This is a genomic window from Streptococcus equinus, assembly GCF_049393735.1.
In the GTDB taxonomy this organism is placed as follows: domain Bacteria; phylum Bacillota; class Bacilli; order Lactobacillales; family Streptococcaceae; genus Streptococcus; species Streptococcus equinus_G.
Genome location: NZ_CP185946.1, coordinates 634,298 through 660,983, shown reverse-complemented (window position 1 = coordinate 660,983; position 26,686 = coordinate 634,298). Strand labels below are relative to the sequence as shown.

Annotated in this window: 28 protein-coding genes and 1 riboswitch; of the genes, 3 read left to right on the top strand and 25 right to left on the bottom strand. The window is 37.8% G+C overall.

Annotated elements, in window-relative coordinates:
• Nucleotides 1-10 precede the first annotated feature (10 nt).
• The 8 genes from atpA to ACNTMY_RS03325 form a co-directional block, all read right to left on the bottom strand.
• Nucleotides 11-1,516, bottom strand: a complete 1,506-nt coding sequence (gene atpA, locus ACNTMY_RS03360; protein ID WP_021141997.1) for a F0F1 ATP synthase subunit alpha — start codon at nt 1,514-1,516, stop codon at nt 11-13.
• Between the two features lie 15 nt (nt 1,517-1,531).
• Nucleotides 1,532-2,068, bottom strand: a complete 537-nt coding sequence (locus ACNTMY_RS03355) for a F0F1 ATP synthase subunit delta (protein WP_074628818.1) — start codon at nt 2,066-2,068, stop codon at nt 1,532-1,534.
• Nucleotides 2,068-2,565, bottom strand: a complete 498-nt coding sequence (gene atpF, locus ACNTMY_RS03350) for a F0F1 ATP synthase subunit B (protein WP_021141995.1) — start codon at nt 2,563-2,565, stop codon at nt 2,068-2,070. Before atpF ends, ACNTMY_RS03355 begins: the two co-directional genes overlap by 1 nt.
• A gap of 14 nt (nt 2,566-2,579) precedes the next feature.
• The gene (atpB, locus tag ACNTMY_RS03345; RefSeq protein WP_278487538.1) at nt 2,580-3,299 is read right to left on the bottom strand and encodes a F0F1 ATP synthase subunit A; all 720 of its coding nucleotides are present in this window, start codon (nt 3,297-3,299) and stop codon (nt 2,580-2,582) included.
• 37 nt (nt 3,300-3,336) lie between these two features.
• Complete coding sequence (locus tag ACNTMY_RS03340) at nt 3,337-3,540, bottom strand: F0F1 ATP synthase subunit C (RefSeq protein WP_039697151.1); 204 nt, start codon at nt 3,538-3,540, stop codon at nt 3,337-3,339.
• A 335-nt stretch (nt 3,541-3,875) separates the two neighbouring features.
• Nucleotides 3,876-4,901, bottom strand: coding sequence for a diacylglycerol kinase family lipid kinase (locus tag ACNTMY_RS03335; protein ID WP_423214488.1), 1,026 nt, complete (start codon nt 4,899-4,901; stop codon nt 3,876-3,878).
• A gap of 16 nt (nt 4,902-4,917) precedes the next feature.
• The gene (gene ligA, locus ACNTMY_RS03330) at nt 4,918-6,876 is read right to left on the bottom strand and encodes an NAD-dependent DNA ligase LigA (RefSeq protein ID WP_423216641.1); all 1,959 of its coding nucleotides are present in this window, start codon (nt 6,874-6,876) and stop codon (nt 4,918-4,920) included.
• Between the two features lie 103 nt (nt 6,877-6,979).
• Nucleotides 6,980-7,489 carry a QueT transporter family protein gene (locus ACNTMY_RS03325; RefSeq protein WP_423216640.1) on the bottom strand — a complete coding sequence of 170 codons (510 nt, stop codon included), beginning with the start codon at nt 7,487-7,489 and terminating at the stop codon, nt 6,980-6,982.
• A gap of 2 nt (nt 7,490-7,491) precedes the next feature.
• Nucleotides 7,492-7,603: riboswitch (PreQ1 riboswitch) on the bottom strand.
• A 28-nt stretch (nt 7,604-7,631) separates the two neighbouring features.
• Here ACNTMY_RS03325 and ACNTMY_RS03320 point away from each other — a divergent pair.
• A complete protein-coding gene (locus tag ACNTMY_RS03320; protein WP_423216639.1) occupies nt 7,632-8,057 on the top strand; it encodes a GtrA family protein in 426 nt (141 codons plus the stop codon).
• A 12-nt stretch (nt 8,058-8,069) separates the two neighbouring features.
• On the opposite strand, the gene ACNTMY_RS03315 is transcribed toward ACNTMY_RS03320, so the two are convergent.
• From ACNTMY_RS03315 to ACNTMY_RS03280, 8 genes are all read right to left on the bottom strand, one after another.
• Nucleotides 8,070-8,987, bottom strand: a complete 918-nt coding sequence (locus tag ACNTMY_RS03315) for a YihY/virulence factor BrkB family protein (RefSeq protein ID WP_423216638.1) — start codon at nt 8,985-8,987, stop codon at nt 8,070-8,072.
• 3 nt (nt 8,988-8,990) lie between these two features.
• On the bottom strand, nt 8,991-9,851 hold the full coding sequence (locus ACNTMY_RS03310) for a methionyl aminopeptidase (protein WP_134775075.1): 861 nt from the start codon (nt 9,849-9,851) through the stop codon (nt 8,991-8,993).
• Between the two features lie 126 nt (nt 9,852-9,977).
• A complete protein-coding gene (gene spxR / locus ACNTMY_RS03305) occupies nt 9,978-11,264 on the bottom strand; it encodes a CBS-HotDog domain-containing transcription factor SpxR (RefSeq protein WP_423216637.1) in 1,287 nt (428 codons plus the stop codon).
• Nucleotides 11,257-11,811, bottom strand: a complete 555-nt coding sequence (locus ACNTMY_RS03300; protein ID WP_423216636.1) for a GNAT family N-acetyltransferase — start codon at nt 11,809-11,811, stop codon at nt 11,257-11,259. The genes spxR and ACNTMY_RS03300 overlap by 8 nt, the downstream gene beginning before the upstream one ends.
• Nucleotides 11,812-11,899: 88 nt before the next feature.
• A complete protein-coding gene (locus ACNTMY_RS03295; protein WP_423216635.1) occupies nt 11,900-13,159 on the bottom strand; it encodes a UDP-N-acetylglucosamine 1-carboxyvinyltransferase in 1,260 nt (419 codons plus the stop codon).
• A gap of 283 nt (nt 13,160-13,442) precedes the next feature.
• Nucleotides 13,443-14,282 (bottom strand): AraC family transcriptional regulator, encoded by an 840-nt coding sequence (locus tag ACNTMY_RS03290; RefSeq protein WP_420543910.1) that lies wholly within the window; start codon nt 14,280-14,282, stop codon nt 13,443-13,445.
• 122 nt (nt 14,283-14,404) lie between these two features.
• Nucleotides 14,405-15,595 carry a methionine adenosyltransferase gene (metK, locus tag ACNTMY_RS03285; RefSeq protein ID WP_423214483.1) on the bottom strand — a complete coding sequence of 397 codons (1,191 nt, stop codon included), beginning with the start codon at nt 15,593-15,595 and terminating at the stop codon, nt 14,405-14,407.
• A gap of 23 nt (nt 15,596-15,618) precedes the next feature.
• Entirely contained in the window at nt 15,619-15,750 is a 132-nt protein-coding gene (locus ACNTMY_RS03280) for a hypothetical protein (protein WP_423216634.1), read from the bottom strand.
• Nucleotides 15,751-16,041: 291 nt separating this feature from the next.
• Between ACNTMY_RS03280 and birA the strand changes: the two genes are divergently transcribed.
• Nucleotides 16,042-16,977 carry a bifunctional biotin--[acetyl-CoA-carboxylase] ligase/biotin operon repressor BirA gene (birA, locus tag ACNTMY_RS03275; protein WP_423216633.1) on the top strand — a complete coding sequence of 312 codons (936 nt, stop codon included), beginning with the start codon at nt 16,042-16,044 and terminating at the stop codon, nt 16,975-16,977.
• Here birA and ACNTMY_RS03270 read toward each other — a convergent pair.
• The 9 genes from ACNTMY_RS03270 to udk form a co-directional block, all read right to left on the bottom strand.
• Nucleotides 16,955-17,149 carry a DUF3272 family protein gene (locus ACNTMY_RS03270; RefSeq protein ID WP_024344321.1) on the bottom strand — a complete coding sequence of 65 codons (195 nt, stop codon included), beginning with the start codon at nt 17,147-17,149 and terminating at the stop codon, nt 16,955-16,957. The two genes, birA and ACNTMY_RS03270, sit on opposite strands and share 23 nt — an antisense overlap.
• An 85-nt stretch (nt 17,150-17,234) precedes the next feature.
• Entirely contained in the window at nt 17,235-18,914 is a 1,680-nt protein-coding gene (gene dnaX, locus ACNTMY_RS03265) for a DNA polymerase III subunit gamma/tau (protein WP_423216632.1), read from the bottom strand.
• Nucleotides 18,914-19,411: a GAF domain-containing protein gene (locus ACNTMY_RS03260; RefSeq protein ID WP_039698379.1), complete on the bottom strand. Its 498-nt coding sequence runs from the start codon at nt 19,409-19,411 to the stop codon at nt 18,914-18,916. The genes dnaX and ACNTMY_RS03260 overlap by 1 nt, the downstream gene beginning before the upstream one ends.
• Nucleotides 19,412-19,530: 119 nt before the next feature.
• The gene (leuD, locus tag ACNTMY_RS03255) at nt 19,531-20,121 is read right to left on the bottom strand and encodes a 3-isopropylmalate dehydratase small subunit (RefSeq protein ID WP_423214480.1); all 591 of its coding nucleotides are present in this window, start codon (nt 20,119-20,121) and stop codon (nt 19,531-19,533) included.
• Nucleotides 20,122-20,133: 12 nt separating this feature from the next.
• On the bottom strand, nt 20,134-21,522 hold the full coding sequence (leuC, locus tag ACNTMY_RS03250) for a 3-isopropylmalate dehydratase large subunit (protein ID WP_423216631.1): 1,389 nt from the start codon (nt 21,520-21,522) through the stop codon (nt 20,134-20,136).
• Between the two features lie 23 nt (nt 21,523-21,545).
• Nucleotides 21,546-21,824, bottom strand: a complete 279-nt coding sequence (locus ACNTMY_RS03245) for a DUF1294 domain-containing protein (RefSeq protein WP_074450907.1) — start codon at nt 21,822-21,824, stop codon at nt 21,546-21,548.
• Nucleotides 21,821-22,858, bottom strand: a complete 1,038-nt coding sequence (leuB, locus tag ACNTMY_RS03240; protein ID WP_398575364.1) for a 3-isopropylmalate dehydrogenase — start codon at nt 22,856-22,858, stop codon at nt 21,821-21,823. Before leuB ends, ACNTMY_RS03245 begins: the two co-directional genes overlap by 4 nt.
• A 48-nt stretch (nt 22,859-22,906) precedes the next feature.
• Nucleotides 22,907-24,472 (bottom strand): 2-isopropylmalate synthase, encoded by a 1,566-nt coding sequence (locus ACNTMY_RS03235; RefSeq protein ID WP_423216630.1) that lies wholly within the window; start codon nt 24,470-24,472, stop codon nt 22,907-22,909.
• Nucleotides 24,473-24,775: 303 nt separating this feature from the next.
• Nucleotides 24,776-25,408, bottom strand: a complete 633-nt coding sequence (gene udk / locus ACNTMY_RS03230) for a uridine kinase (RefSeq protein ID WP_134775067.1) — start codon at nt 25,406-25,408, stop codon at nt 24,776-24,778.
• Nucleotides 25,409-25,562: 154 nt separating this feature from the next.
• Between udk and ACNTMY_RS03225 the strand changes: the two genes are divergently transcribed.
• A complete protein-coding gene (locus ACNTMY_RS03225) occupies nt 25,563-26,648 on the top strand; it encodes a DEAD/DEAH box helicase (RefSeq protein WP_423216629.1) in 1,086 nt (361 codons plus the stop codon).
• Nucleotides 26,649-26,686 lie beyond the last annotated feature (38 nt).

Here is a 26,686-nt window from a genome sequence, read left to right as displayed (position 1 = left end):
TACCTCCCTCTTATTTGAATTCTGACTGATCTTTAAAGGCTTTGATAGCTGCATCTAAGACAGATTCTTCAGGTAAATCTTTTGTTGTACGGATAGTTTCAAAGATTGATTCGTAGTGTGCATCAAAGTAATCATACAAAGCTTCTTCGAATGCTAGGATGTCATTTACTGGCACATCATCCAAGAAACCATGAGTAAGTGCATAAAGAATCACAACTTGTTTTTCAACAGGAAGTGGTTTGTGAACAGGTTGTTTAAGCACTTCTACTGTACGACGTCCACGGTTAAGTTTAGCTTGAGTTGCAGCATCCAAGTCTGAACCAAATTGAGTGAAGGCTTCAAGTTCACGGTAAGAAGCCAAGTCAAGACGAAGTGTACCTGCAACTTTCTTCATTGCTTTGATTTGTGCTGAACCACCAACACGTGATACTGAAGAACCAGCATCGATCGCAGGACGAATACCTGAGTTGAAAAGATTTTCTTGCAAGAAGATTTGTCCGTCAGTGATTGAGATTACGTTAGTTGCGATGTAAGCTGAGATATCACCAGCTTGAGTTTCGATGAATGGAAGAGCTGTAATAGATCCACCACCAAGCGCATCAGAAACTTTCGCAGAACGTTCAAGCAAGCGACTGTGTAGGTAGAAGACGTCACCTGGGTAAGCTTCACGTCCTGGTGGACGACGAAGAAGAAGTGACAGTTCACGGTAAGCTACCGCTTGTTTTGATAGATCATCATAAACGATCAATACGTGTTTTCCGTTGTACATGAATTCTTCTGCCATTGCAACACCAGCATATGGAGCGATGTAAAGTAATGGAGAAGGTTGTGAAGCAGATGCTGTCACAACAATTGTGTAATCAAGGGCACCGTATTTACGAAGTGTTTCAACTTGTGTACGAACAGTTGATTCTTTTTGACCAATAGCAACATAGATACAAATCATATCTTGTCCTTTTTGGTTCAAAATTGCGTCAATCGCAACAGATGTTTTACCTGTTTGACGGTCACCAATGATTAATTCACGTTGACCACGTCCAATTGGAACCAAAGCGTCAATCGCTTTAATACCTGTTTGGAGTGGTTCAGAAACTGATTTACGTTGCATAACGCCTGGTGCAGGTGTTTCCACTGGACGTGTAGCAGTTGTCTCGATATCTCCAAGACCATCTACTGGTTGACCAAGTGGGTTAACAACACGACCAATAAGAGCTTCACCTACTGGTACTTCCATGATTTTACCAGTACGTTTAACTTCATCACCTTCACGAATTGAAGAGAAATCTCCAAGAATGATGATACCTACGTCATTTGACTCAAGGTTTTGAGCCATACCGAAAGCACCATTTGAAAATTCAAGAAGTTCTCCACTCATGGCATTATCAAGACCACGAGCACGAGCGATACCATCACCGATATAAGTGACAACACCAGTTTCTGTGACGTCAAAATTTGGCTGGAAGTTTTCAATTTGCTTTTTAATTAAAGCGCTAATTTCTTGTGCATTAATTGCCAAAAGTCACACCACTTTCTATTTCAAATTCATTTTAAATTCTTGCAATTGACGACGAATGCTTGTGTCAATTACTTGATTGTTAACATTGATGATAAATCCACCAAGGATTGATTCATCGATGTTTTCAACGAGTTTACCTGCTTGGACACCAAATTTTTCAGCTGCCAAAGCAAGGATACGTTCTTTTTGTTCATTAGTCAATGCTACCGCAGTTGTCACAACAATGTCGTGTTGATTAGTTGCAATAACAAAATCTTTCTGAACGCCTTCTAAGATGGCTTTCAAGAGCGCTTCTCGTTCATTTTGTAAAATTACCTCAAGAAAATTGTTCATGTAAACTGAACTAGACTCTTGAAGCAACCTAACAAGTTTTACTTTTTCATCACGTGAAACAACTAAACTTGACAAAGAGTCAGCTAAGTTTGTCTCTTCAAAAACAGACAACAAAGCTTCTGTTTCTGATTGGAGTTCAGCTAAACTGTCTTTTTCAATAGCAATTTCTACGAGACTTTTCGCATATTGCTCAACAAGAGCTTGTGTCTTTTTATCCATTAGGCATCTCCTAGCTTGTCAAGATAGCTATCAATGAGATTGCTTTGAGCTTCTTTGTCAAGATTTGCTGTCATGATTTTTTCTGCCAAAAGGACAGTTAAATCAGCGACATCACCTTTCACACTTGAAAGAGCTTCTGCTTTACTTTGTTCGATATCTTGATTAGCTTTAGCTTTCAAGCGACTAGCTTCTTCGCGTGCTTCAGCGACGATTTTAGCCTCTTGATTTTTACCAGTTTCTTTGGCATCATCAATAATTTGTGTTGCCTCAGTACGAGCGCCAGCTAACTCTTCTTGGCGTTTAGCAGCAAGAGCTTCTGCTTCTTTACGAGCTGCTTCTGCACCATCAATATCATTAGCAATTTTTTCTTCACGAGCGGCAAAGATCCCTGTCAATTGTTCCCAAGCAAAAAGTTTGATGAGAACCAACAAAAGGATCACTGAACCAGCAGTAATAATGATATTACCAATACTTGTACTATTGATTAGTGTTTCCATTGATTATTCCTTTCTTAAGATTCATCCTCATCTTCTGGGAGTTTTTCTGAAATATATTTAGATGACAAAATTGTGAATACGTACGCTTGAATGCATCCGATAAAGGCTGAGAAAGCAACCCAAGCCAAGTTAAGGGCAAAGGCAAATGGCGCAAAAATTAAGCTTTTTGTACCAAAGCCAACAATCAAAGCTGTAACAACTTCACCGGCATAGATATTACCAAATAAACGCAAAGCAAGTGACAAAAGATTTGTAAATTGCTCTAAAATGTTCATTGGAAGCATCATTGGAAATGGGCTTAAGTACCCTTTCAAGTATGCACCTACACCTTTTTTTCGTACACCTTCAAAATGGACAACAATCGCTATAATCAAAGATAGCGTGAAATCAACCATGAAAGTTGATGTTGGAGATGTCCAAAAGTTGTAGTTTTCAGACTCCAATTTTACTACCAACCCAAGGTTGTTAGCAATCAGAATGAAAAAGAAAATCGTGAACATCAACAAGCTGTAGTTGGGAGTGTATTTCCCTAGATTAGGTTTAATCGTATTTTGTACAAACTCGTAGACGTACTCAATGAAATTCTGCTTTCCTTTAGGTTTCAAAGTCATTTTTCGAGTAGCCCAAAAAATGATACCGAAGGAAATAATCACCGTCAAGAGAGACATCGCTAAAATGGTTAAGTCAAACTCAATACCAAAGAACTGCGCTGTTGGATTTACAGATGTTTCCAACTCTATCCCTCCTTCTTTTTAATGTTCTAAGTTAGAATTATCCAACGAAGAATGTTGATGCAAGAAGGACGAAGAATGTACCTTCGATAAAGGCTACCCCAAGGAACATAAGTGTTTGCAATTTGCTGAACATTTCAGGTTGACGTGCTGCAGATTTTGCAATATTGGCAACAAGGATACCTTCACCAAGACTAACTCCTAGTACGGCAAGACCAAGTGCTAAGATTTTTAAATTCAACATGATATGAATCTCCTTTTAAAATTTTTTACCTTGTTATTCTAGTCCTATTTTAGAAAATTGTCAACGAAATCAATGGTTTCGGAAACGTTTTCCCTGACTATACTTAACCTCTGTTTAGTTTTTTGTTTTAAAAAAAGAGAAACGGTATCATCCGCTTCTCTCTAGCCTTTTTCGCCATAATTTTCTGCTAATTATTAGCTTATTTTTCTAAAAAAATGTAGAAAAAGTAACTTGATTTGCCATAAAAAAGCAACAATTCTTTTAAAGGCTTACATGAACTTCAAAAATGGAACAACTTTCTTCTATAATATAGTTACATTTTGAACATTTTATAATTAATTGTCCATTGAATCATCCAAGTCTTCAACTTCATGTGCAAATTTTTGAGCAATAGCCTCTAGAGCAAGTTCCTCCTGATCCCAAACTAGAGCATCGTCAGAAATTTCATCTGTGTTTGCAAAGAAAGTAATGTGATTTTTAAGGTTGCGAAGTTTAATTGGAGCATCTCCACCATATTCACCATCTAAATTAATCATCATTCTCTTATCAGATAATGGTTCAATTTCTAATGACCCAGTCTTAATATACTCAATGCGTTTATCACCAATGTGCTTGCCACCATCAAGCACCAAACGAATTAGGCGAAGAATTTCAATCAAGTTAGCTGTTTTAACCAAGATAAGAGTGAATTTACCATCATCAAGTTTTGCATCAGGAGCAATTTGCTCAAAACCACCAACTGAATTAGTGATAGCCGCAAAAATCATTGACACATCACCTTCAAAAACACCTTTATCATGCTTGATGCGGACTGGAACTGTACGAATACCTGGCAAAAGTTCTACACCTTTTGCCAAATAAGCTAAGTATCCAAACATTGTTTTCAATTGACTTGGGACACTGTAAGTTAACTCTGTGAATGAACCTGCCGCTGCAATGTTAATGAAGTAAGTATCTTCACGCGCTTGACCAATATCCATATGAATCAACTGGTTCTTACCAATGATTTTAGCTGCTTCAACTGGATTTCCACGCGGAATTTTTAGAGCACGCGCAAAATCATTTGTGGTACCTGTCGGGATAATTGCCATCTTTGGACGTTTTGGAAGCGGAGCAATTCCGTTGACCACTTCATTAATTGTTCCATCACCACCAGCAGCAATGACCAAATCAAAGCCTGCTTTAGCAGCTCTAGTTGCTTCATCGCGTGCGGAATTTTCTTCAGGGGTTGTTTGGAATGCTGAAGTTTCATATCCAAATCCTTCCAAAATATCTAGAACTTCTGCAACATTTTTCTTCATAATTTCCTGGCCAGAGGTCGGATTATAGATTAAACGTGCGCGTTTTTGTTTTTTGACCATTTTATTACCTCAAAAATTATAAACTTTCTAACCAAGCTTCATCACGGACTTCAATTCCAAGCGCTTGGGCTTTTGTCAATTTTGAACCAGCATCTGCTCCTGCAACGACAATATCAGTCTTCTTAGAAACACTTCCAGTGACTTTTGCTCCTAAATCTTGCAATTTTTCCTTTGCTTCATTACGTGTCAAGCGTTGCAATTTTCCAGTTAGAACGACTGTCAAACCAGCTAATTGTGCATCTTTAGAAACTTTCTTTCCAAGATACGCAAAGTTAACACCTGCATTTTTCAATTCTTTTAAAAGCTCTTCTGCTTCATCTTTTGCAAAATAGCTGCGCAATGATTTGGCAATAACAGTTCCAAGACCATCAATAGTTGCAATAGCTTCTTCATCTGCTGCCACAAGATTTTCAATACTTTCGAAAACCTCTAAAAGCTGACGACTAGCTTTAGCACCAACATGTCGAATGCCTAGACCGAATAACAATTTTTCAGCTGAGTTAGCCTTAGACGTTTGAATAGCATCATAAAGCTTCTCAGCAGATTTTTCCTTGAAGCCATCAAGCGTTAATAAATCTTCAACACTTAGTCGATAAATATCTGCAACATCATGAACCAAATCAGACTTAAAGAGTTTCTTAACAATTGATGGACCAAGCCCTGTAATATTCATCGCATCACGACTAGCAAAATGAGTCAAACGTTCTTGGATTTGACTTGGGCAAAGCGGGTTAATACAACGAAGTGCGACTTCGTCTTCGTAATGAATCAGCTCACTACCACAAGATGGACAAGCCTCAGGAATCGTCATTGGCACTTGCTTATCACGTTTGCTTTCAACAACGTGAAGTACTGCTGGGATAATATCTCCTGCTTTGTAGACAATAACCGTGTCACCAATACGAATATCTTTTTCAGCAATGTAATCAACATTGTGCAAGGTAGCGCGACTAACTGTAGTTCCTGCAAGTTGAACAGGCGTCAAGTTTGCTGTCGGTGTTACAACACCTGTACGCCCTACTGTCCAATCAACTGATAAAATCTCAGCTTCTTTTTCTTCTGCTGGGAATTTATAAGCAATTGCCCAACGTGGTGCTTTAACTGTAAACCCTAGTTCTTCTTGCATGGCTAAGCTATTAACTTTGATAACAATACCATCAATATCGTATGCTAATTCATCACGTTCAGCTGCGACTTCTTGAATGAATGTCCAAATATCATCCATAGATGACGTTGTGATACGTCTCGGATTAACAGAAAAACCATAGCCTGCCAGCTCTTCTAAGACATCATTTTGTGTTGTTTTGTCAGTTGAAGCTACTTCCTGATAAAGGAATGTCGCTAAATTACGTTTTGCAACAACGGCAGTGTTTAACTGACGAAGTGTTCCAGCTGCAGCATTACGAGGATTAGCAAATTCTGACTGACCACTTTCACGACGTTCTTCATTGATTTTATCAAATGATTTTCTTGGTAAATAAGCTTCGCCTCGAACTGTAATCGTCAATGGTTGTTCTAATTTATGTGGGATATCTTTGATACGCTTAACGTTCTCAGTAATATTTTCACCAATAGAACCATCACCACGTGTAGCCCCAACTTGTAATTCACCATCAACATAGACAAGCGATACCGATAAGCCATCAATCTTAAGTTCAGCCATGTAAGAGGCATTTGGAAATTCAGCCTTAACGCGTCGGTCAAAATCATCAAGTTCTTCACGTGAAAAAGCATCTTGAAGACTATAAAGCGGTGTTTCATGTTGATATTTTTCAAAACCGTCCAAAATAAGACCACCAACTGCCTGAGTCGGACTATCAGGTAAAATCAAGTCTGGATTAGCCTTTTCAAGCTCTACCAATTCACGATAGAGCTTGTCATACTCACTATCAGAGACCGTTGGTTGGTCTTGTGTATAATACTCTTTTCTGTACTGATTGAGTGTCTCAACCAATTTTTGAATACGTTCTTTCATACATACTATTTTAACACATCTAACCCAAAAAACTCCCCTAAAGCTGACGAAATTTAAAATTTTAAAAAGAAAAAGCTTCCAATAATGGAAGCCTTTTTATCTATTAAGCTGTTAACTCAACGCGATTTCCTAATTTATCCATCACGAGTGAGCCAATTAAAAGAGAGACAAATTCTCCTACAGCTGATGTGAACCAAGTCATCATGAATGGGGCATCAGCCACCACGTATAATTCTGCTGCGATGGTAAACATTGATGCAGCAAATAAGAGCGAAAAATAAAAGAATGCTTTATTAAACAAGCCGTTGAACAAATATTGATCTTTGTAACGTTCAAATAAGGTAACCCCTAAAGTTAGGAATAAGAAAGTTTGGCTTCCACCAACAAAAACATCAATCAATCCAAAACTATAAAGGTTAGCAATCATGCACCCTAGCGTAAGACCTGCAATATACTTACGGTTATAAAAAGCTAAAAATACTAGCATTTCTGACACACGAAATTGGTATGCGCCATAAGAAATAGCATTTAAAGGCGGTGTAACCGTTAAAACAACATAAATTGCTGCAACAAGAGCAACTTGAGTAAAATCACGAATAGTGAATTTTTTCATTTTAATTCTTCTCCTTTAACGTTAGAAAGTTAGTCCCTTCTACGTTTCTAATATGCTTGGCGAAAGGGAAAAAGCGCCAAGGGTTGTATAGACAACGCTTAAAAGTATAGCACAAATAGTTAAATTTTGATATAGTAGTCTTATGAAAAAAATAATTACAAGCGAAGTTTTTAAATATTTATTTTTTGGAGTTTTAGCAACAGTTGTCTACATGGGAACACGTTTAATCGTCTTTTCAATCATTGAATCCGCTACTATCTCAGCTGTTATCGCTAATGTCACTGCAATTATGTTTGCATTTTTTACCAATGATTATTTCGTTTTCAATCAAGCTAGAAAAGGTTGGGTGAAACGCCTAATCAAATTCTCTGTTGCTCGTCTATCAACACTGATTCTAGACCTAGTTTTGGCTTACCTTTTAGTGACAAAATTTCCTCACATTATCGGGCAATTCGTAGGCGACAATCTGTCGATGGTAAATGCTATCGAGACTCTCTTTGCTCAAGTCCTAGTCATTGTTTTGAATTATGTTCTCAGTAAATTACTTGTTTTTAAAGATAAAAAATAACACCCTTGGGTGTTATTTTTTTCCTCGTTGCGTCAAGATAGACAATAAATCGCCACGACGGCTTTCCATTTTCCCTTGACGTACTTCTTGATAAGTTGCATTTAGGACAGCTCCTAAAATCAAGATATGAGCAAGGAAGATAAACCACAACATCAAAACAAAAATCACGACAGACCCAAATGTTTTAATGTCTACCATTCGTTCAAAAGTTCTCAAAATATAACTACTAAACAAGTTATTCAAGAACACAATAACAACGGATGTGAATATCGTCCCTGGTAAAATATAGCGTAGACGTCTGATTTTAACGTTAGGTAGAATAAAATACAGTAACATCAGCCCGATAACAATCGTTATAACTGTCACCGGCTGTGACAAGTGCAAAATAACAGTTGCCATCGTATCACTCAAATCATAGTTCGAATTGATAATTTGCAAAACGACTTTTAAGAAAGTCGAAAATAGTAAAACGAAAGTTAGCAAGAAAAGAATCAAAAGACTCCCGATAACACCAACTAATCGACCAATGACAACATCTCTGTGTTGTGCTACACCATATGCTTTATTAATTGCTTTTTGAAGAGAGGTCAACGATTTAGACATGGTCCAAAATGCTGTTAAAGTGGCAACTCCCAAAATACTACCTGAAGGTTTTGAAAAAATGTCAACCGTAATAGCCGATACCGACGGATATAAATTTGTCGGCAAATTCTTTTTCATGAAAGCTAACAAAATATTAACATCAATATTCAGGTAAGGGAAAATATTTGCTGCGATAACAATCAACGGAAAAGCTGTCAGCAACAAGTAGTAAGCAACTGCGATTGCTGATAAGTCAATCTCTGCACTGCGATAATGTTTTAAATAAACCTGCAGCGGTTGCCACTCTAGTTTAGACCATAATTTGTCTAAGAACTGCTTTCGCTTCATCTCTTAGTACGTTCTTTCTTCTCCTTGGCTTGTTAGAATTACAGGACCATCTTTTGTAATCACAAATTGGTGTTCGTATTGACATGATAAGCTACCATCAAGTGTTTTGTGAGCCCAGCCAGTTTTCATGTCAGTATCAATTTCCCAAGTTCCTGTAGTAATCATAGGTTCTACTGTAATAACCATTCCTTCACGTAGGCGAAGTCCACGACCTGCTCTACCATAGTGAGGAACCATTGGTTCTTCGTGCATTGTAGGACCAACACCGTGACCTACTAGGTCACGAACAACACCGTATCCACGGCTTTCAGCATATTCTTGGATTGCTGCACCGATATCACCGATACGGTTTCCAACAACTGCTTTTTCAATACCGATATAAAGACATTCTTTGGTTACATCCATAAGATCTTTAACTTCTTGTGATACTTCACCAACAGCATATGCCCAACATGAGTCAGCCAAACCACCAGTGTATGATTCAGTGTATTTTTTAACTTGTTCAACATTGTCAAAGTTCAATTTTGATACGTCAACAACTGATTTATCAAGCGGTTCAGACAGAACAGTATCAACTTTAAGCAAATCGCCTTCTTTTAAAATGTAGTGACGTGGAAATGCGTGCGCAACTTCGTCATTTAAGCTACAGCAAACAGCGTATGGATAGTCCATGATAGAGCCATCAACACCGATTTGAAGAGGAAGAACATTTTCTTCTTTACAACGACGGCGAACATACTCTTCAACTTCCCACATATCAACACCTGGTTTGATAAGGTCGCGAAGACCGATGTGAATAGAAGCAAGAAAATCCCCTGCACGGTCCATTGCTTCGATTTCACGAGCTGATTTTAATGTAATCATATAAATATATACTCCTATAATAATATCTATAAAAAGTGTATTGGTAATCTTAATTATACACTGATAGTTACTAAACTGTCAAAAATGTCACTTATTTGACACTTTATTTCTATAAGATACTGGAAATTAATAGTTAATTTTTGTTGTTACCAAGGCTTTGGCAACGATTTGGTCATCTAAAAGAATTTCAAAATCAATCACCGAACTACGACGTTTTTCTGTAATAATCCTTGGTTGGATAACTAAACGGTCATCAATCTGAACAGCCTGTAAAAAGTAAAGCATCAATTGCTCAATAATAATGTTCTTTTGATGTTTTTTAGTTAAGACACGAACACTGATTTCTTTGATAAATTCAGTTAAAACACCTTGAGCAAAATTTCCTGCGTGGTCAATCATTGCAGGCTCAACGACAAATTGATAAACACCATCTTCGTGCTTCAAATTTGACAACATCTGCTCACTGTATGTATAAAGACTAGAGTGTTGTAAATTTTGAAGGTTCTCAACAGCTTGACGTCGTGTAATCACCCCTAGTAAAGTCAAATCATCTGCCACAACCGGTAACATGTTAAGGTCTTCAAAAATCATCTTTTGACTGATATTAGCAAGACTTGCTTGGGGTTTTGCGATAATCAAATTACGAGACATGATGCTCTTTATGTCAACATTATTTTCTTGACCGACCACATCAAGCATACTGACAACACCGATAACAACATTTTTGCTATTAACAACAGGAAAACGCACATTTTTGGTTTGCTTCATTAAGGTATTGAAATCACGAATCGTATCACCTTCACGTAGAAAACCGTATTCTGACTTCACTTGATAAACTTGATCAACTGTTGTTAAGTCCGTTTTGATTCGGACATTTGATAAAGCATGATTAATCATCGTCGCAACAGTAAATGTATCGTAGTTAGTTACCATGACAGGAATTCCGAGTTCATCTGCTAAGCGAATAACAGCTTCTGACACAGAAAATCCACCCGTAACCAAAATAGCATTATGATTTTCAAGCGCCAGCAATTGAATATTTTCACGGTCTCCAACAATTAACAAACCACCTTTAACCAGATAACGTGAAATATTTTCCTGAGTCATGGCACCGATAGAAAACTTGCTAAATTCTCGTGTGAGTCCTGATTTTCCAGCTAAAACTTCAGAATCACTGATTCTAGCAATTTCAGAATAAGTCAATCGTTCAATACGAACAGTAGCTTTCTTTTCAATTCTGACCGTACCGCTTCGAGGTCTTGTCTCAACAATCCCTCTATTTTCCGCTTCTTTAATTGCACGATAAGCCGTACCGTCACTAACATTCAAATGGTTGGATATACTACGCACACTCACGCGCTTTCCAACAGCTAGATTTTCAAGATACTCTAATATTTTCTGATGTTTACTCATAACGATAGTCACCTTTTTTCAACTGATAATCGACATAATCACGCATTTTTCTAGTGTATCGATCACTTCCCTTAAATTGATGTTTCAAGGTAAAACCAGATTTCTGCGCAACTCGCTGACTAGCAAGATTTTCTGCGTGAGCAATAACATGCAGCTCTTTTAAGCCAATTTCTTGGAAACCTAAAAAAGCAATTGTCTTTAAACACTCAGTCATCAACCCTTTTCCCCAGAATGCTTGATTTATAAAATAACCAATCTCAGCAGACAAATGATTAACATCAATTTTTTCAAAACGTATACAGCCAATCATTTTACGAGTTTTTTTATCTTCAATCGCCCACACTCCAAGTGGCTCTTTCATAAAATAATGAACCATGAGAAAATCACTTTCCTCATGTGTCGCACGGCTAGGAAAAATAAAACGAAGATTGTCTGGATTATGACAAATCTCAAAAAAATCCTGACTATCCTTATATGCAAAAGGACGTAAATACATGCGTTCTGTCTCAACAAAAGCATAGCGTCCTAAACGCGTCCAAATATCCATGATTCTATTATAACATACGATATCAAAAAATGAATCGTTACACTTTAGTGCAAAAAAGCAAAAGAAAAAAGCCTTCACAGGCTTCTTCTTATTCTTCGATTAATTTAATATCAGCACCAAGAGCTGTTAATTTTTCGATAATATTTGAGTAACCACGTAAGATAAATTCAACATTAGTAATCTCTGTTGTTCCTTCGGCCATCAAACCTGCTGTTACAAGTGCAGCACCTGCACGCAAGTCTGACGCTTTAACTGGAGCACCTGTCAATTTATTAGGACCTTGGTAAGCAATACGACCACCAACAATAGAAATGTCAGCACCCATACGAACCAATTCAGCAACGTGGTTAGTACGTTTTTCGTAAATAGTATCTAAGATAGTTCCGCGACCTTCAGCTGTCAATAACAACGGAGTGATAGGCTGTTGTAAGTCAGTTGCAAAACCAGGATATGGTGATGTTTTAACTGACACAGCTTTTAGACCTGATTGTTTTTCAACAAAGATAGCATCTTCTTCGACTGTCATACGAACACCCATCTCCTCAAGCTTAGCAATATAGCTCTCCAAGTGTTCATAAAGGACATTAGTAACACGAACACCTTCACCAATCGCTGCCGCCATAGCAATGTAAGTACCTGCTTCGATACGGTCTGGAATAACTTGATGACGTGTTCCGTGAAGGCTCTCAACACCTTCGATTGTAATAACATCAGTACCTGCACCACGAATGTGAGCACCCATGTTATTCAACAAAGTAGCCACATCGATGATTTCTGGTTCACGAGCTGCATTTTCAATGATTGTACGACCATTTGCTTTTGTTGCAGCAAGCATAGTATTAATTGTCGCACCAACACTAACCGTATCCATGTAGATGTGAGCACCATGAATTGGTTGACCATCTGTTGCCAAGCGCATTGCTTCGCCTTCATAAGATACTTTTGCTCCCATAGCTTCAAAAGCTTTCAAGTGAAGGTCAATCGGACGAGGTCCAAGGTCACATCCACCAGGAAGCCCTACAGTTGCTTCACCAAAACGGCTAAGAAGACTACCATAGAAGTAGTAAGAAGCACGCAAGCTATTGATTTTTCCATATGGCATCGGTTGATTTTTAACACCACGTGGATCGATTTCAAGCGTTTCGCCTTCTCTCTTAATCTTAGCTCCCATCACTTCCATAATCTCAATTAGGCTATCAACATCGGAAATGGCAGGAACTCCATCCAAAATAACAATATCATCAGATAGAATAGCTGCTGGAATCAAAGCCACAACACTATTCTTAGCACCTGAAATAGCAACCTCTCCCTTTAAAGGTTTGCCACCATTAATAACAATTTTACGCATACATTCAAAACTTTCTGCTAGAATTCAACCTTTTCATTTTATCATAGATTATTCAATTTTACAAACAGATTACGAAGAATATTTTGACAATTTGTAAAGGTTTTGTAATATTTTCTCTCGTTTTAATAGTATATCATAAAACTTCTATTTTGAATCTTCAAATTTAATTTAAAAAATCGGAATTTTATCCGCTTTATAATGACTATTTTATTGCAAATGTAACAAGACGAAGGAATTATATTAAAAATCGCTGCACCGAAGGTACAACGATTTATATTCTATGTCACTTCTCTTTTATAATTGGTATCCATAAGGCCATTTCATAATTATCAGCGTGTATATTACCTTCTTTATAAACTTCAAAATCTGGGGCACCTGAATGTCTATAGCCGTTTTCTGGAAAGAACACCTCAAGAACGTATTTCCAAGCTTCATGAATAGAATCAGGAACATTTCCTTTCACTGGTACAACAGCATATTCTGCCTCATCCACCTCCAAAACATCTAATCCTAATTCTTGCGCCACTTTTTTATCAGCTACATCATAGCCAGCTAAATAATTAACTCTTGTATTTTCAATGGTCTCTGAGCAAACTCCAATCATGGTTGCATTGCCCAGTTTTTTTAGACTATCACAGTCATAAGTAGCATACAACTTGTCCCAAACTTTCGGGCAATCTTTGCTTTCAATACCAGAAGCCAACACACCAGCAACAGCAAAAGCTTGTTTTTTCTCAATCGTAATGTTCATATCTCGTCCTCCCATTACTTTTAAAGATAGCTGTAATTTTGGAAAGACTTTATAAGTCATCCCTCGACGAACTTCAGAAGGTGTTACACCATGAAATTTTTTAAAAGCTGCACTAAAACTATCCGCTGAATCATAACCATATTTCATAGCTATATCAACAATTTTTTGAGATGTTGTTTTCAAATCATTAACTGCTTCAGATAATCTACGTTTGCGTATATACTCCGACAAAGTCATCTCAGCTAAGATAGAAAACAAACGAGAAAACATTGAATATGAATACCCTGAAAGTTGTTGAATTTTCTTCTTATCAATTTCAGAATCAAGTACACTTTCAATGTAAGTCATTGTCTGATTAAAACGATAAATCATTTCAAGCACCTCCCTATCTATATATAGTTTATCAAAAGAAAGACAAAGGTTCCCTAGAATCTTTGAACAAAATTTATGGAATTTAAAAAATCGCTGCACCGAAGGTACAACGATTTATATTTTTATTTTACTGCTTCTTTCAAAGCATCTACTTTATCAAGTTTTTCCCATGGAAGGTCAATATCTGTACGTCCCATGTGTCCATATGCAGCTGTTTGGCGGTAAATTGGACGTTTCAAATCAAGCATTTTAATGATACCAGCTGGACGAAGGTCAAAGACTTCACGAACAGCTGCTTCCAATTTACTTTCTGCTACAGTATTTGTGCCAAATGTATCAACACGAACTGAAACTGGGTGTGCTACACCGATAGCGTAAGCCAATTGCACTTCTGCTTTAGTTGCAAAACCAGCAGCGACAATATTTTTAGCGATGTAACGTGCAGCATATGATGCAGAACGGTCAACTTTTGTAGCGTCTTTACCAGAGAAAGCACCACCGCCGTGACGTGCATAACCACCGTAAGTATCAACGATAATCTTACGACCAGTCAAACCAGAATCCCCTTGAGGACCACCGATTACGAAACGACCAGTTGGATTGATGAAGAATTTAGTTTTGTCATCAAGATATTTTTCTGGAATAACAGCCTTGATGACTTTTTCAATCACATCATTATGAATTTGTTCATTTGTTGCTTCTGGGTCATGTTGAGTTGAGATAACGACAGTATCTACACGAACTGGTTTGTCATTTTCGTCATATTCAACAGTTACCTGAGATTTAGCATCTGGGCGAAGATATGAAATTTCGCCTGATTTACGCAAATCTGCCAATTTTTTAACCAATTTGTGAGAAAGTGAAATTGGTAGTGGCATCAACTCAGGTGTTTCATTAACTGCAAAACCAAACATCAAACCTTGGTCACCAGCACCAATCAAATCAAGTGGATCTTGGTCTGCGTTACCACGAACTTCCAAAGCTTCGTTAACACCTTGTGCAATATCAGGTGATTGTTCAACCAATGATGGATGAACTCCAACTGACTCAGCAGAAAAGCCGTACTCAGCATTTGTATAACCGATTTCTGCAATAGTATCGCGAACAACACGGTTAATATCAACATAGGCTGTTGTTGAAATTTCACCAAAAACATGGACTGATCCAGTGTATACAGCAGTTTCTGCTGCAACGTGCGCATCAGGATCTTGTTCCAACACAGCATCTAAAATAGCATCTGAAATTTGGTCTGCAATCTTATCTGGATGCCCCTCAGAAACAGATTCAGACGTGAAAAGTTTACGTTCTGACATAAAAATGTCCCCCCTTAAAAATTTTAAAAATTGCTTAATACGTTACCATAAAAAGCACTTGTTAAAAATTCCATAGTTTCTTCCCAAATCAACTTACTTAGCCAATCACGAAGATTCCATAGGATTTTCATTGTTTTATGAATAACTTTACTCATCAAAAAACAAAGAGAGTTACAAAGTACCAATCTGCACCTTCCAAACGGGAGATGGCGCGATTAATGGCGGGTTAATCAAGGCAGCGAAATCGCAGATAATACTGAAGCATATCAAGATAAGCTAACAAAGAGTAACACGTTATTAAACCACCAGATTGTCTTATCGGGACTCATTAACTAGAATATTGTACCACGTTTCACCACAAATGCCTATAGTAAATTTCTTACCATTTTGTAACAAATTCACTTTTAACTAAGAAGATTTAGAAAAAATATATTATACTAATAGGTATGAAAACCTACGAAAAAATCTACTGCTACCTTCAAAATCAAAACGACTATATCAGTGGTGAGATACTCGCAAAAGAATTTGAACTTTCTCGCACCGCGATTTGGAAAGCTATCAAAACGTTAGAAGAAAAAGGCGTCAAAATTGATTCTATCAAAAAACGTGGTTATAAAATTACCTCAGGCGACCTCCTTCTTCCCGAAATCATTGCTAAAGAGCTTAATATTCCTGTCACAATTAACGAAAAAAGTGAATCAACTCAGCTTGATGCTAAAAATAACATGGAAGTTGATAAGCAATCCCACCTTTACCTCGCTCCTAGCCAAGAAAAGGCAAAAGGTCGTTTTGGCAGACAATTCTTCGCTTCAAAACAAGGAGGCATTTACATGTCTCTCCATCTTAAGCCAAATGTACCTTTTGAAGAAATCAAGCCATACACTCTTATGGTTGCTTCAAGCATCGTAAAAGCCATTTCTCGATTGACAGGCATTGAAACAGACATCAAATGGGTTAATGATATCTACTATAAAGACAAAAAAATCGCTGGAATTTTAACTGAAGCAACCTCATCAGTTGAAACTGGGCTAATTACAGATGTCATCATCGGTGTTGGTATCAATTTCCATATCACAGATTTCCCGAAAGATATTTCTAAAAAAGCTGGATCACTCTTTTCATCTCAACCAACTATCACGCGCAATGAGCTCATTACAGAAATTTGGAAGCTTTTCTTGACTATTCCAGAAAAAGATTTGGTAAAAGTTTACAAAGAAAAATCACTTGTTTTGAACAAACAAGTGACTTTCAGCGAAAATGATATTGAATTTTCAGGACTTGCCATTGACATTACCAATCAAGGGCACCTGCTAGTTAAACTTGACAATGGTCAAGAAAAATTATTACGCAGTGGTGAAATTAGTCTTTCTTCTTGGGAGTAGATGTCAAGGTTTGAAGTAATTTATCAAGTGTGTAGACACGTTGAATATCGCGCAATAACAACAATCCCCAAAAGATAGCAAAGAAATAATCACCATCTAATATACATTCATTAAAAAAATAAGTCTCAAAGGCACATACCAATGCCATTAATAAAAAACGTCTTATAGTCATACAATCATTATAGCATAGATAGTTGTTTTTATCAGATAATATAACTGTTTTAAAACACAAGAGGTATTCAAACGAATACCTCTTTTTAATCTTCGATTTTGTTAATCTTATCTGCTAGAAAATCAAATCCTTCTGGAATGAAAGAATCATCTTTAACTTCTTCCTGCGTTGGAGTTTGTTTTTTCTTTTTCAGATTTTGAGCAAATTCTGTACGAATGCTATTAAAATCTTTACGTGGAACAGCCAAGATATTCGGTGAAAAACCTGCTGCCTTGCTCATGATATTTCCAAACATGTCATTAAGGTCAGTTCGCTTCATGGCTTGCTCTGCATTAAAGGCAGCATCAAAAGCCAAAATAGCATTCTCACTGTTTGCAAGAACAGGCTCAGATCCTAGTAACAAGGCACGGTCTTGAGCAGAGATACTGTCCAAAATCTCATTCCAAGCCCCCTTAAGCGCTTCAAGATACTCGCGTGATTTTTGACTATCAACGATTGTTTCTTGCATGATAGTCAAAATCTTCGTGCGATCAACTTTATACTGATAGCTTGAATTTGATTTTTGACGTTTTGTTGATTTTTGAGAAATAGCTGAACTGTCAAGATTAGCCAGTTGATCTTTCAAATCTTTGATTTCTGCTTTAAGTCTTGCTAATTCATCTGACAAACCTTCTGGCACTTGAGCACTTACAGTTTGTTTACTAGACTCAGACAATTGAATCGTCAGCATTTCAGCATAGATTTTAGGTTGAACACCATTCTTGATCTCTGGTAAAATCTTAGTCACCAGATTAATCATCTCAAAAATACGATCCTGCTGAACACCTGATAAATTTTCTTGGAAGGCTTGGCTGGTGTGAGTATTTTCACCACCGCTTTGAACAACCAACAAATCACGAAGATAATTCAACAAATCCGTTGCAAATCTGCTCATGCTCTTACCGCTATCAAAAATCGTTTCAAGATTTTCCAAAGCATTACTTGTTTCTTGCGCCAAAACATTTGCCACAAAATCATCCAGAGCAGCCATTGAAATACTACCTGTAATTTCTTCAGCAATCGCAAGTGAGACATGATTGTCAGTTGTTAAGCTAAGAGCTTGATCAAGGATAGATAGTGCATCACGCATACCACCTTCGGCACAACGAGCGATAAGGGTTAGAGCATCTTCGTCATAAGAGATACCTTCTTTATCAAGGATATGACCCAAATGCTCACGAATCGCTGCTAACTTAATCGCTTTAAACTCAAAACGTTGAACACGAGAAAGAATTGTTGCTGGAATTTTGTGCAACTCTGTCGTTGCTAAGATAAAGACAACATTTGCAGTTGGTTCTTCTAGAGTTTTCAAAAGTGCATTAAAAGCCCCAGTTGACAGCATGTGCACTTCATCGATGATATAAACTTTGTAAGTCGCACGGCTTGGTGCGTAAGTTGATTTATCACGGATATCACGAATTTCATCAACACCATTGTTTGAAGCAGCATCGATTTCAATGACATCTTCAAGACTACCATTTGTAATATCTCGGCAGATATCACACTGGTTACAAGGTTCACCACTTACTTGGTGAGGACAGTTCATTGCCTTTGCAAAAATTTTAGCGGCACTGGTTTTACCCGTACCTCGTGGACCCGAAAACAAATAGGCGTGACTAATTTTCCCAGAAGATACTGCTTGTTTCAGAGTCGTTGAAATAACCGTTTGCCCGACCATTTCATCAAAGGTCTGACTACGGTACTTTCGATAAAGGGCTTGATACATTATTTTTCAACTCCAAACATATCTAGATTCCAATATGATTTTTCGATAAGTACAGCCACAAATTTTTCAAGATATTCTTGGTCAATCGCATCATAGTCATCTGTCAAGCGTGAATCTAGGTCTAAGACACCAACTAATTTTCCATCTTTAACCATTGGCACTACAATTTCACTCATGGCAGCTGAATCACAAGCGATATAGTTTGCGTGTTTTGTAACGTCAGCGACAATCATTGTTTCACGATTTTGAGCTGATTCACCGCATACACCCTTACCAAGCTTGATGTGCACACAAGATACCCCACCTTGGAATGGTCCAAGAAGTAATTCTTCACCATTGAAAAGGTAAAAGCCAGTAAAAACAGAATTTGGCAAGGTCATCTTCAAAAGTGCGCTAGCATTCGAAAGGTTTGACAACAAGTTTCTTTCGTTAGCAAATAAAGCATTTGCTTGCGCTAACATGATTTCATAATTCTCAATTTTCTTAGTATTTTCCATAAGGTTAATTATATCAAAAAAATGAGGTAACGTCATTTGTCTTGAAAGCTAATTAGCTAAAAAATCTGAGACAATTTTATCCCAGATTTTTTATATGATTAAATGACTGCGACAATCTGTTATTGCCAATAACTTGGACGATTTTTTTCGTAAGTTGAAATCAAGTCCTCATACTGAAGTGTGATGCCAATATCATCCAGACCTAGAACAAGCTTACGTTTCCACTCACCGTCAATATCAAATGGAAATTCACCAGCTGAAGATTTGATAACTTGATTTGGCAAATCAATGGTAATTTCTTCGCCTGCAGGAAGTGCTGCTAGTTTCTGACGAACTTCCAGTGGCTGAACAATTGGAAGCATCCCATTTTTCAACTCATTGTTGTAATGAATATCTGAAAATGAACCTGCAATCACACAACGAAAACCATAGTCTTCCAGCGCCCAAGCAGCGTGTTCGCGTGAAGACCCTGAACCAAAATTATCACCTGAAATCAAGATAGTAGCATCTCGGTACTCGGGTTTATTAAAGATAAATTCTGGATTTTCATCATAGCTATCATTTAAATAACGCCATTCAAATAGAAGATTTTTCCCAAACCCCTTTTTGTCAACAGCTTTTAGAAATTGCTTTGGAATAAGCTGGTCAGTATCAATGTTATCATTCATCAAAGGAACAGATTTCCCGGTGTAAACTGTAAATTTTTCCATCTTTTCTCTCCTTTACTGAATTTCTGGTATTTGGCGTACATCTACAAATTTTCCAGCAATTGCTGCCGCTGCTGCCATGGCTGGGCTACAAAGGTGGGTACGAGCTCCAAATCCTTGGCGACCTTCAAAGTTACGATTACTAGTTGAGGCACAGTGAACACCTTCTGGCACATGGTCTGGATTCATACCAAGACACATTGAGCAACCAGGCTCACGCCACTCAAAACCGGCGTCCGTAAAAATTTTATCAAGTCCAAGACGCTCTGCTTCTTTCTTAACTGGACGAGAGCCCGGAACAACAATTGCTGTCAATTTTGGTGAAATATGTTTTCCTTTGACAATCTTCGCTGCCAATTGAAGATCTGACAATCGAGCATTGGTACAAGAACCGATGAAGACATAACCAAGGTCGATATCTTCAGCTTTATCACCAGGTTTAATGTCCATGTAGTGATAAGCACGTTCATCATTCATGTCTTTGATTTCTGGGAATGGTTGACCAAATTCAACGCCCATTTCAGGGTTGGTTCCCCAAGTCACCATTGGTGCCAGTTCTGATACATCGATAGTGATGACTTTGTCGTATTTAGCATCCGGGTCAGAAGCCAACGTTTTCCAGTCCTCTACTGCTTGGTCAAATTTCTCACCTTTAGGTGCTGCTTCACGACCTTTCACATAATCAAACGTTTTTTGGTCTGGGTTCATCAAGCCCATTTTCGCTCCAAATTCGATAGACATATTAGCAATGGTCATACGCTCATCCATTGAAAGAGCATCAATTGCTTCACCGCAGTATTCGACCGCATAACCAACACCAGCATCAACACCGTATTTGGCAATCAAAGCAAGGATAAAGTCTTTTGAATAAACACCTTTTTGTGGCTTGCCGACAAATTCAACTTTCATTTTTTTAGGTTTCACTTGCCAGATACATTGTGTCGCAAACACGTGCTCTACTTCTGAAGTACCGATACCAAAAGCAATCGCTCCAAAAGCACCGTGGGTTGCTGTATGGCTGTCCCCGCAGACAATAAATTTTCCAGGTTGACTGCGTCCTGTTTCTGGACCAACCATATGAACAATCCCTTGGCGCTCAGTCCCATGCGTTGCAGCATCAATACCAAATTCTTCGACATTTCTAGCAAGCGTGTCAATTTGATTTTTAGAAATTAAATCACGAATGTTAAAAATATCTACTGTCGGCACATTATGATCTGTTGTACCAAATGTTAATCCAGGTCGACGTACCTTTCGTCCTGCATCACGAAGTCCTTGAAAGGCTTGTGGACTTGTCACTTCATGAATATAATGCTGGTCAACATACATAAGCTGAGGTTCGCCTTCTTCACCTGTAATCACATGACGCTCCCAAAGCTTATCAAAAATCGATTTTCCGCTCATATTTTCCTCCACTGTCCTTGTCATCATTTCCACATCATGAAACACCAATAGGCAAAAACAACATTGATGATAATTCCAAGATACCAACAAGCTCTAAAATACCATTTTAAGGTTTTATGATGAAAGAAACTACCGCCCAGAAAAGCACCTAAACCACCAAATAAGATGCTCTCCCATAATAAGGTTTTCTCTGGAATTCGCCATTTTCCCTTGATAGCCCTAATCTTATCAACACCATATGTGATAAAGACAAAAACATTCCATAAAATGAAAACAAAGACGACATACTGTTTTATACTCATAGATTTGCAATAATGGCTGCTGTCATTTCAGCTGTAGTAGCCTGACCTCCTAAATCTCGTGTCAAAATACCTTGATTAAAAGTCTTATCAACTGCTTCTTCAATCATTTCAGCACCAGCTAATTCTCCAAAACTTTCACGAAGCATCATCGCTACAGACAAAATCATACTGACAGGATTTGCAATCCCTTTTCCAGCAATATCTGGAGCAGAACCATGGATTGGCTCGTAAAGACTTGGACCATTTTCTGAATGGCTAGCTGATGGCATCACCCCAAGCGTACCAGGAAGGACACTTGACTCATCTGATAAAATATCACCGAATAAGTTCTCAGTGACAATAACATCAAAACGAGCTGGGTTAGTAATCATAATCATAGCTGCGCTATCAACCAATTGATGCTCCAAAGTCACATCTGGAAAATCTAGAGCAACTTCTTCAGCAACTTTTCGCCATAATTTTGACGTTGCCAAGACATTTTGTTTATCGATGCTAGTGACTTTCTTGCCACGGACTTGGGCTAGTTCAAAGGCTTTACGGATGATACGACGGATTTCTTGCGCTGAATAATCATTGATATCACGCGCAGCTTCATCTTCCAATTTGTGTTCACCAAAGTAAATGCCACCTGTCAATTCACGTACCACTACAAAATCAACACCTTCAATGCGTTCAGGTTTTAATGGCGACAAGTGTTTTAGCGCATCAAAAATTCGAACAGGACGAATATTGGCAAAAAGATTCAATTCTTTACGGATAGCAAGAAGACCTTGTTCTGGTCGAACTGTTGCATTGTCATATTTTGGTCCACCGATTGCTGCTAGCAAAATAGCATCCGCAGATTTAGCGGCATCTAAAGTGTCTTTTGGCAGAGGATGCCCACTAGCATCAATTCCCGCACCACCAAAAGGTTTAGCATCAATATCATAATCAAAACCAATTTTATTAGCGACAGCTTCGAGAACTTCAAGACCTGCTGCCATAATCTCTGGACCAATTCCGTCTCCTGCTAACGTTACAATTTTTTTAGTCATCCTTATACCTTGCGTGAAAACAATTAGGCTCTCACACGACTTCCTTTCTTAGTCATTTGTTGGCACATCACGGAATGAAACAGCTTTGCCAATTTCTCCCGCATTTTCTTTTTGAACAAGCGCATTTGCGTTCACGTAAGCAATCGCACCTGCTTTTAATACATCAAAATCAATACCTGAAGCGTTAAAAATCGTACCTGAATCACTGTTTTCAACTGATACAGACACGCGAGCTTGAGAATCAATGCCATCAGTCACAGCATCCATTGTATAGCTGAGAAGACGAACTTTTTGATTAAAGAATTTATCAACCGCATTGTAGACTGCTTCAACAGAACCTTTACCATCAGCTAGAACTTCAACCTCTTCTCCATCAGCATTCACCATGCTAACTTCTGCAGTCACAGTTTCATCAGCGTTAGATGTAAGCTTCAAATCTCCAAAATGGAAACCTTCTGGATTTTCAATCTCTGTACCAGCAACCAATGCTCTGATATCAGCATCAGTGATTTCTGTTTTCTTATCTGCCAATTTTTTGAATTTGCTAAAGAGTGGTTTGATTTCTGCTTCTTCAAAAGCAAGCTCCAACTCTTTTAATTTTTCAACAAAGGCGTGGCGACCTGAAAGTTTACCAAGAGGAAGTGAATTGTGCTTAACACCAACAAGTTCTGGCGTAATAATTTCGTATGTAAGTGGATTTTTAAGGACGCCATCTTGGTGAATCCCTGATTCATGTGAGAAGGCATTGCCGCCAACAACTGCTTTATTTTTAGGAATTGAAATTCCAGAAAAGCGAGAAATCAACTCTGAAGTATTAACTGTTTCATTAAGGACAATATCTGAGGTCGCTTGATAATAATCTTCACGAATGTTAAGAGCCACAGCAATTTCTTCGAGTGCTACATTACCAGCTCGCTCTCCGATTCCATTTACTGTACCTTCAACACGACCAGCACCATTTTTAATAGCTGCTAGCGTATTAGCTGTTGCCATACCAAGGTCATCATGGCAGTGCGGACTGAAAATAATCTCGTGGTCAGATGTTACATTTTCAATAAGGTATTTAAAAATATTACCGAACTCTTCAGGTGTCGTAAAGCCAACAGTATCAGGAATGTTGATGTAAGTAGCTCCAGCATCAACTGCTGTTTGGACAACTTCAAGCAGATAATCAAGTTCAGTACGTGTAGCATCTTCTGGCGAAAATTCAACCACATCAAATTTACTACGCGCATAAGTTACATGCTCTTTGATGATATCAAGAATTTCTTCTTTTGTCTTTTTTAATTTGTATTCACGGTGAATCGGACTTGTAGCAATGAAGACATGACATTGTGGGTATTTGGCATCTTTCAATGCTTCATAACACGCATCAATATCTGACTTGACAGAACGTGCTAAGCCAGACACAGCAGTTGTTGTCATAGCTTCTGAAATTTGACGAACTGCTTCAAATGAATCTGGACTTGCTGCTGGAAAACCTGCTTCAATAGATGCAATTCCCCATTTTTCAAGTTGCTTTGCAATAGCAACTTTTTCTTTCACAGAAAAATTCACGCCTGGGGTCTGTTCACCGTCACGAAGAGTGGTATCAAGAAATTCAACTTTACGCATAGTAACCTCTTTCTAATTCTAGCAAAAACATTAAGATAAAAATAAAAACATCTCACGGTTAAGCGAGATGTTTTCATCCCGCTTGGTAAGCCAAACAGGACTAATGCTTTTATGCACTAGCCCTCATCACGCAATAGCAAGACTGTCATTGTTGTGAATGTCATTGACTTTTTTCCCTTCGATGTTTTTCGTTTTTTACATAATACTCCTTTATCAATTAAAAGTCAACAGAATAATCAAAATAAAATAAATTTTCTGAAAATATCCACATAAAGTAAAAGAGCTGGTTTTCCCAGCCCTCTCTTATTCTTCGTTATCTTTCAAAATCGCTGCAATCTTAGTGTTGATAAGGTCGATAGCGACAATGTTTGAAGCACCTTCAGGAATGATGATGTCAGCATAACGTTTTGTTGGTTCGATAAATTGGTGGAACATTGGTTTAACCACTGAAGTGTATTGTTCGATAACACTGTCAAGGCTGCGTCCACGTTCTTCCATATCACGTTTAATACGACGGATAATACGAATATCATCATCAGTGTCAACAAAAAGTTTGATATCCATCAAGTCACGAAGACGTTTGTCTTCAAGAACCATGATACCTTCAACGATAATAACATCTTGAGGTTCTTGACGGTATGTTTTATCACTACGTGTGTGTAATGTGTAGTCATAAATTGGAATATCAACTGGACGACCTGCAATCAATTCGTTGATGTGTTCAATCATCAAATCAGTATCAAAAGCAAGTGGGTGGTCATAGTTAGTTGTGGCACGTTCTTCAAAAGTCAAATGACTTTGATCTTTATAATAAGAATCATGTTGAATCATTGCAATTTTTTGGTCTTGGAAGTTAGCCAAAATTGCTTTAGAAACGCTGGTTTTTCCGCCACCAGATCCACCAGTAACACCAATAATAATAGGTTTTTTACGCATTTATTACTCCAAATAAAAAATAGTTCCTATCTATTCTACTACTTTTTTTAAATTTTTCAAATATTGTAATCCCTTACTTGTCTTTAAATTGAAAAAAGTTTACTTTTTATATGTTATAATGGGATAAAGAACTTATACAAAGAAAAGGAAAACTATGATTTCACAATTTCCACAAGTATGGCAAAACCAACTAAAAGAAGCTGGATTTGCTGAACTGACTGACATTCAAAAACAAGTCTTTGAACCAATTTCACAAGGAGATAATCTTCTTGGTATTAGCCCAACGGGTACAGGTAAAACGTTAGCCTACTTATTCCCAGCTTTGCTAAAATTAAAACCTAAAAAATCTCAACAATTGCTCATTTTGGCACCAAACACAGAGTTAGCTGGACAAATCTTTGACGTTACCAAAACATGGGCTGAGCCTTTAAATCTCTCAACACAACTTTTCATTTCAGGTTCTAGCCAAAAACGCCAAATCGAACGTTTGAAAAAAGGTCCTGAAATTTTAATCGGAACACCAGGGCGTGTCTTTGAACTTGTCAAACTCAAAAAAATCAAAATGATGAATGTTGACACTATCATCTTAGATGAATTTGATGAGCTATTAAGTGACTCTCAATATCATTTTGTTGAAAATATCATTCATCGTGTCCCACGTGACCATCAAATGATTTACATGAGTGCAACAGATAAAGTTGATTCTGACGTTTTAGCTGAAAATACAATTACCATCGATCTTTCTGGTCAAAAACTCGACCACATTGCTCACTACTACATTTCTGTTGACAAACGTGACCGCGTGGAATTGCTTCGTAAATTTGCAAACATCCCTGATTTTCGTGGTCTTGTCTTCTTCAATAGCCTTTCAGACCTTGGCGCTGCGGAAGAACGTCTGCAGTTCAACCGCGCGTCTGCAGTTTCTTTAGCCTCAGATATCAATGTAAAATTCCGTAAAGTCATCCTTGAGAAATTCAAAAATCATGATATTTCACTACTTTTAGGAACTGACTTGGTAGCTCGCGGTATCGATATTGATAACCTTGAATACGTCATCAATTTTGAAGTTGCTCGTGATAAAGAAACGTACACACACCGTGCTGGACGAACAGGGCGCATGGGCAAGTCTGGTGTTGTTATCACATTTGTCAGCCACAAAGAAGACTTGAAAAAACTTAAAAAATTCGCTGATGTCTCAGAAGTTTATCTTAAAAAACAAGAACTTCATTTGAAAAAATAATATTCAAAAATGCATAACCATCTAGGCTATGCATTATT